At 41.7% G+C, this 5,398-nt stretch carries 3 protein-coding genes; 2 read left to right on the forward strand and 1 reads right to left on the reverse strand.

Going from position 1 to position 5,398, the window contains the following annotated elements:
• Window positions 1-333 precede the first annotated feature (333 nt).
• A complete protein-coding gene (alpA, locus tag BZK24_RS08010) occupies window positions 334-1,878 on the forward strand; it encodes a Hop family adhesin AlpA (protein ID WP_077657110.1) in 1,545 nt (514 codons plus the stop codon).
• A gap of 21 nt (window positions 1,879-1,899) precedes the next feature.
• Window positions 1,900-3,492 (forward strand): Hop family adhesin AlpB, encoded by a 1,593-nt coding sequence (gene alpB, locus BZK24_RS08015; protein ID WP_077657111.1) that lies wholly within the window; start codon window positions 1,900-1,902, stop codon window positions 3,490-3,492.
• Between the two features lie 687 nt (window positions 3,493-4,179).
• Here alpB and hofG read toward each other — a convergent pair.
• A partial coding sequence (hofG, locus tag BZK24_RS08020; protein WP_077657112.1) for an outer membrane beta-barrel protein HofG occupies window positions 4,180-5,398 on the reverse strand: 1,219 nt, incomplete at its 5' end.

Raw genomic sequence — 5,398 nt, forward strand, 5'->3', positions numbered from 1 at the left:
AAAGAGATAACTTAAAATCATTATTTGCGTTGGCGTGATTATAGTTTAAAAAACTAAAAATGCCAAAAAGCGTTTTTAAAACCCCAAAAATTTAAGGCTAATCCCCCCATGAAATCTTGTTTTTTTTTTTTTTTGTAAAAAGCGTTCCAATTGTTGTAACTTTATTGCTTTATAAGGGGTCTTTAAGGGGATTTTTAAGGTTAGTTTAATTTTTCATATGTGAAAATATCACAATTACATCTAATAATTTGTATTACTAGACATTATTTACTGATGTAACTTAAATCCCAAATTTAAACTCAATCAAGGAGCATCCCATTGATAAGGAAAATCATGATAAAGAAAAATAGAACGCTGTTTCTTAGTCTAGCCCTTTGCGCTAGCATAAGTTATGCCGAAGATGATGGAGGGTTTTTCACCGTCGGTTATCAGCTTGGGCAAGTCATGCAAGATGTCCAAAACCCAGGCGGCGCTAAAAGCGACGAACTCGCCAGAGAGCTTAACGCTAATGTAACGAACAACATTTTAAACAACAACACCGGAGGCAATGTCGCAGGGGCGTTGAGTAACGCTTTCTCCCAATACCTTTATTCGCTTTTAGGGGCGTATCCCACGAAACTCAATAGTAGCAATGTGTCTGCGAACGCTCTTTTAAGCGGTGCGGTAGGCAGTGGGACTTGCGCGGCTGCAGGGACGGCTGGTGGCTCAACTCTTAACACTCAAAGCGCTTGCACCGCTGCGGGCTATTACTGGCTCCCTAGCTTGACTGATAGGATTTTAAGCACGATCGGCAGCCAGACTAACTACGGCACGAACACCAATTTCCCCAACATGCAACAACAGCTCACCTACTTGAATGCGGCGAATGTGTTTTTTAATGCGATGAATAAGGCTTTAGAGAAAAATGGAACTAGTGGAGCTAGTGGTGCGACTGGTCAAAATGGTCAAACTTACTCTGAAAACGCTATTAAATACCTTCAAGGCCAACAAACTATTCTCAATAACGCAGCCAACTTGCTCAAGCAAGATGAATTGCTCTTAGAAGCTTTCAACTCTACCGTAGCCGCCAACATTGGGAATAAGGAATTCAATTCGGCCGCTTTTACAGGTTTGGTGCAAGGCATCATTGATCAATCTCAAGCGGTTTATAACGAGCTCACTAAAAACACCATTAGCGGGAGCGCGGTTAATAGCGCTGAGATAAATTCCAACCAAGCTAACGCTGTGCAAGGGCGCGCTAGTCAGCTCCCTAACGCTCTTTATAACGCGCAAGTAACTTTGGATAAAATCAATGCGCTCAATAATCAAGTGAGGAGCATGCCTTACTTGCCCCAATTCAGAGCCGGGAACAGCCGTGCGACGAATATTTTAAACGGGTTTTACACCAAAATAGGCTATAAGCAATTCTTTGGGAAGAAAAGGAATATCGGTTTGCGCTATTATGGTTTCTTTTCTTATAACGGAGCGAGCGTGGGCTTTAGATCCACTCAAAACAGCGTAGGGTTATACACTTATGGGGTGGGGACTGATGTGTTGTATAACATCTTTAGCCGCTCCTATCAAAACCGCTCTGTGGATATGGGCTTTTTTAGCGGTATCCAATTAGCCGGTGAGACCGTCCAATCCACGCTCAGAGATGACCCCAATGTGAAGTTGCATGGGAAAGTCAATAACACGCACTTCCAGTTCCTCTTTGACTTCGGTATGCGGATGAACTTCGGTAAGTTGGACGGGAAATCCAACCGCCACAACCAGCACACGGTGGAATTTGGCGTAGTGGTGCCTACGATTTATAACACTTATTACAAATCCGCAGGGACTACCGTGAAGTATTTCCGTCCTTATAGCGTTTATTGGTCTTATGGGTATTCATTCTAAGAAAGGGGGGAAGAGACAAACATGAAACAAAATTTAAAGCCATTCAAAATGATTAAGGAAAATTTAATGACACAATCTCAAAAAGTAAGATTCTTAGCCCCTTTGAGCCTAGCGTTAAGCTTGAGCTTCAATCCAGTGGGCGCTGAAGAAGATGGGGGCTTTATGACCTTTGGGTATGAATTAGGTCAGGTGGTCCAACAAGTGAAAAACCCGGGTAAAATCAAAGCCGAAGAATTAGCCGGCTTGTTAAACTCTAATACGACAAACAACACCAATACCAATATTGCAGGCACAGGAGACAATGTTGCTGGGACTTTGGGCAACCTCTTTATGAACCAATTAGGCAGTTTGATTGATTTGTATCCCACTTTGAACACTAACGATATCCACCAATGTGGTGCTACTAATAGTGGTAGTAGTGGTAGTGCGACCACTGCAGCCGCTACTACTAACAATAGCCCTTGTTTCCAAGGTAACCTGACTCTTTATAACGAAATGGTTAGCTCTATCAAAACTTTGAGTCAAGACCTCAAAAAAAATGTCTTTCAAGGCAACAACAACACCACGAGCCAAAATCTCTCCAACCAGCTCAGTAAGCTTAACACCGCTAGCGTTTATTTGACTTACATGAACTCGTTCTTAAACGCCAATAACCAAGCGGGTGGGATCTTTCAAAACCACACTAATCAAGCTTATGGGAATGGGGTTACCGCTCAACAAATCGCTTATATCCTAAAGCAAGCTTCAATCACTATGGGGCCAAGCGGTAATGGTGGGGCTGCCGGTGCGTTTTTGGACGCCGCTTTAGCGCAGCATGTTTTCAACTCTGCTAACGCTGGGAATGATTTGAGCGCTAAGGAATTCACTAGCTTGGTGCAAAACATCGTCAATACTTCTCAAAACGCTTTAACGCTAGCCAACAACGCTAACATCAGCAATTCAACAGGTTATCAAGTGAGCTATGGCGGGAATATTGATCAAGCGCGCTCTACCCAACTATTAAACAACACCACAAACACTTTGGCTAAAGTTAGCGCTTTGAATAACGAGCTTAAAGCTAACCCATGGCTTGGGAATTTCGCTGCCGGTAACAGCTCTCAAGTGAATGCGTTTAACGGGTTTATCACTAAAATCGGCTATAAGCAATTCTTTGGAGAAAACAAGAATGTGGGCTTACGCTACTACGGCTTCTTCAGCTATAACGGCGCGGGCGTGGGTAATGGCCCTACTTACAATCAAGTCAATTTGCTCACTTATGGGGTGGGGACTGATGTGCTTTACAATGTGTTTAGCCGCTCTTTTGGTAGCCGAAGTCTTAATGCGGGCTTCTTTGGGGGGATCCAACTCGCAGGGGATACTTACATCAGCACGCTAAGAAACAGCCCTCAGCTTGCGAGCAGACCTACAGCGACAAAATTCCAATTCTTGTTTGATGTGGGGCTACGCATGAACTTTGGTATCTTGAAAAAAGACTTGAAAAGCCATAACCAGCATTCTATAGAAATCGGCGTGCAAATCCCTACGATTTACAACACTTATTATAAAGCTAGTGGCGCTGAAGTGAAATACTTCCGCCCTTATAGCGTGTATTGGGTCTATGGCTACGCCTTCTAAAAAAGCTCAAGGCCTTTTATAGGCTTTGAACGAACTCTTTATAACCCCCCACTTTAAAAACAACCCAAAAATCCCTATCAAATGTTGTCAAATAGTGGGATTAACCCCTAAGAGTGCTTAAAAATTTGCTTGCACAAGTTCTTTTACTATGTTTGTTATGTTTATTTTAAAATGCGCCTTGGAGTGTTTTTAACTTGCTGCGATTAGGCTTTGAACGAACTCTTTATAACTCCTATTTTAAAAACAACCTAAAATATTTATCAAATAATCAAATAGTAGGATTAACCCCCCTAAAAGAACGCTTAAAAATAAGAACGCTTAATTAAAAGCTACCACTCACAAAAAGCTTAACGCTCAAGGCTTATTGAGATTTTAAAACGCTTTATTAAAAACTTTTGAAAAGCTTTGAGCGCTTCAAAGCTCTTTTATATTTAAATTGTGAATCGATCAAACGCTAAAGGCGTTTGGATTTCTGTGGTTTAAAACTTTGTTTTATGGTTCTAAATTTTATGGTAAAACCCATTTTTAAGGGGATAAGGAGCATTTTGAAACCCCCCACAACCCACCAACTAAATCCCCTTAACCTCTAGGAAGTGCTTTTAAAAAACGAGCTACACAAAGTCTTTTATACTCAGATTTTAAAAAATGCCTTGGAGTGTTTTTAACTTGCTGCGATTTGATTGAAAATCAAAACTTCAGCGTGAGGTTGGTCATCATGTAACTTCTGTCTTGGTAATTAGCGCTAAAGTCGCCATCAGGGTTATTGAACTTGGGCGCTCCAAAATACCCTGCTTGATACCCTTTATTGATCCTAGCCCCATAATAAGTGATCCTAAAGTTAAGGAGAACCGATTCAGTGAACGCATAGCTCGCATTGAATTGCAAGGAATATTCATTAGCCCTCCCCACTTGCCCTAACGCATTCTTATTCGCATGAGAGACGCGCCCAAAAACATGCCATGCGAAACGCTTGTGGATTCCTCCAACCGAAGTGTAAAAAGTGAAAGTGTTCGCGTTAGTGATCGCATCAGCCAGCCCATCATAAGCCGTATTATCCCAAAAATCATAGCCGATCATTCCGGCATGCCTGGTCGTTACTGAGATTTCATTACTGATATAGGAAGTGTTATTACCCCTTGGCATCGTGTGAGAGCCTAAAAAAGCGTCTGAATTGCCAAAGGTGTTATAAAAGCCAATGGACCAGTTGAAATTATCCCACCAAAAAACCTGGCGGATATTCAAAGTAACGCCATTCCTCCCTAACAACGAGCCATGAGGCGTGCTGTCTTTCAAACTATAAGTGTTTGTTTCTGGGTTATACCACCCCCTATAATATAAGGGGAAAGTTGTCATGATCATGCTTTGAGAACGAAAGCCTACGTTTTCAAAATTCCTATTCGTGTCATAGACTAGCTTAAAACCGGGAGCGTTATAAGTTTTAGGCGCAAAATAATAAAAAAATTGAGCGTCTAATCCTTTGTAAGAATAAGTCGTGGTGATCCCATGCCAGCCATAATTGATGAAATCATTGCTGTTACTAGGATTGCCTCCCTTTTTTAAATAAGGCACTGTCGCAAAAAACTCATAAATCCAAGAGTTAAACGCCAAACCTCTCCCAAAAGAGCTCCACCACCAAAACCTTAACCTTTGCGTCTCAGTCTTATAGGGCTGATAATACACTTCCCACCCTTGATTCGATCCGCTCATAAAATCAATATTCGCTTCATAACGCCCCACTTTAAACCCAAAAACATCTTTATAATCGTATCGTAAAAAAGCGGTATCCACCACATAAGGCCTTGCATGATAGCTCGCTGATTGAGAAGTCCCCGCATAAGCAGGGCCAAGATACTTATTGAAAAAGTATCCATGATAGCCCCCAATGAAATTCTGTTCCTTAAAACAT

Source organism: Helicobacter pylori, from assembly GCF_001998165.1.
In the GTDB taxonomy this organism is placed as follows: Bacteria; Campylobacterota; Campylobacteria; order Campylobacterales; family Helicobacteraceae; genus Helicobacter; species Helicobacter pylori_DL.

Excerpts from the sequence above, each read along its gene's own strand:
- alpB (WP_077657111.1), top strand. The coding sequence starts at position 1,900 with ATGAAACAAAATTTAAAGCCATTCAAAATGATTAAGGAAAATTTAATG.
- alpA (WP_077657110.1), top strand. The coding sequence starts at position 334 with ATGATAAAGAAAAATAGAACGCTGTTTCTTAGTCTAGCCCTTTGCGCT.